General features: G+C 40.6%; 2 protein-coding genes. Both read right to left on the reverse strand.

Annotated elements, in window-relative coordinates:
* On the reverse strand, positions 1-1,343 hold a 1,343-nt coding region (locus tag FYJ59_RS13825; protein WP_154498926.1), incomplete at its 3' end, for a relaxase/mobilization nuclease domain-containing protein.
* The gene (locus FYJ59_RS13830) at positions 1,292-1,408 is read right to left on the reverse strand and encodes a hypothetical protein (protein ID WP_331464363.1); all 117 of its coding nucleotides are present in this window, start codon (positions 1,406-1,408) and stop codon (positions 1,292-1,294) included. The genes FYJ59_RS13825 and FYJ59_RS13830, both read right to left, overlap by 52 nt.
* Positions 1,409-1,456 lie beyond the last annotated feature (48 nt).

The raw sequence follows: 1,456 nt of genomic DNA on the forward strand, positions 1-1,456 counted from the left end.
CGGTTAAGATATTGATTCAGATTATCTAATTTTCTGTTGAGAGCATTGATTTCTTTCTCAGCAGATTTATAGGTTTTCTGTAAGGTTTCTTTCTTCGAATACAAAGAATTGTATTCGTTACGGAGCTTTTCAATATCTAGAGTTTTAGGGTTCATTCCAAGGCGTTTTAACATATTTTCTGCACCGTCATGGAGTAGAAGTTCTGTTTCGTGACTTCGCAGGTAAGCATCCGGATTTTTGGATTTTTGATATCGGACATGATAGATATGATTGGTCTGATATTGCTCAGCATATTTCAAAATCTGTCCTAAATCCTTTAACTGATGCTCGGTTTCAACAAGACTGTTTCGTGCAGTTTTGGCAAGAACCGACTTAGCTGCAAGCTGTTTTTCCAACTCGGCAATGGAGCCTGTTTCACTGTAACTGCTGGCAGCAATTTTAAGGTTTTGGATGTACGCCCAGTGCTTCAGACCGGGACTTTGTTCAAACTTTTCTTCCGAGGTGTCAATGAGCTTTTTGGAAGAATAATCTTTGACAAGCTGCTTCTTTCTTGTAGGAAATGGAATACGCTTTTTAGGCTGTATCAATGCCTTTTCTTCGATCCGTTCCTTAATTCGTTCTTTGGTGTATTCCGAACCTAAAGAGTTGGCTCTGCCACGGATAAAATGCTCACAGTCAAGTGGTCGGAATGAGATATATTTTAAAGATTTTTTATCAAAGGTTTCGCCTTTTATCTCGTATCCTTTGGCACGGATAAGGTCAAGAAAGTTCTCATAAGTCTCAGCAGTTTGGATGGCTTCGTCAATGTCATTTTTGAGCCTGGTTTTCCATGAGGAATTGTTTTTATTAGAGAGCCATTCCTTGTATGTTTTTCCACGCTGGTCAGTTGGTGGCAGGACGGATAACTGATGCTCGGAACACAGCTCATCATTCAGATGCCGGATGTGATAGTAGGTCTTTTTACAGTCATGGTATTTCTCATGATTGATGTTATCTGCAGCACAGAAAATGATGTGGTTATGAACGTGTTCTTTGTCAATGTGGGTAGCCACAATGTAAGAGTATTTTCCTTCCAGTAGTTTGTCGGCAAGCTCTATGCCGATTTGATGAGCTTCCTTATAAGATACTTCTCCGGGCATAAATGCCTGTATTAGATGAAAGGCTTTGTTTGGGTCTGCCTGATTGGTTTTTGACAGGGCAAACTTGAAATCAAAAGCAGCAGTTTCCGGACTGCATCCAAAGGAAGAAATGAGAATGCTTTCATCTGTCTTTGCAGGGTTGCAGATGTAATCTACTGCTTTATTGACGGTTGCTTGGATAGCATGGATTTTTGTGATTGCCATACCTGTTTCATCAGCTCCTTTACTTCTTTTACATCGGCTTCATAGACGTTGCCCGTGGCGTTCATACGCTTGGCAATCTGGTTTAAATTGTTCCCGATGCGAGAGAGGATTGT

Origin of the sequence: Waltera intestinalis, assembly GCF_009695995.1 — a bacterium.
Classification (GTDB): Bacteria; Bacillota; Clostridia; order Lachnospirales; family Lachnospiraceae; genus Acetatifactor; species Acetatifactor intestinalis.

Bases quoted from the DNA above. Each gene is read 5' to 3' on its own strand.
- FYJ59_RS13830 (WP_331464363.1), bottom strand. From the start codon at position 1,408: ATGAACGCCACGGGCAACGTCTATGAAGCCGATGTAAAAGAAGTAAAG.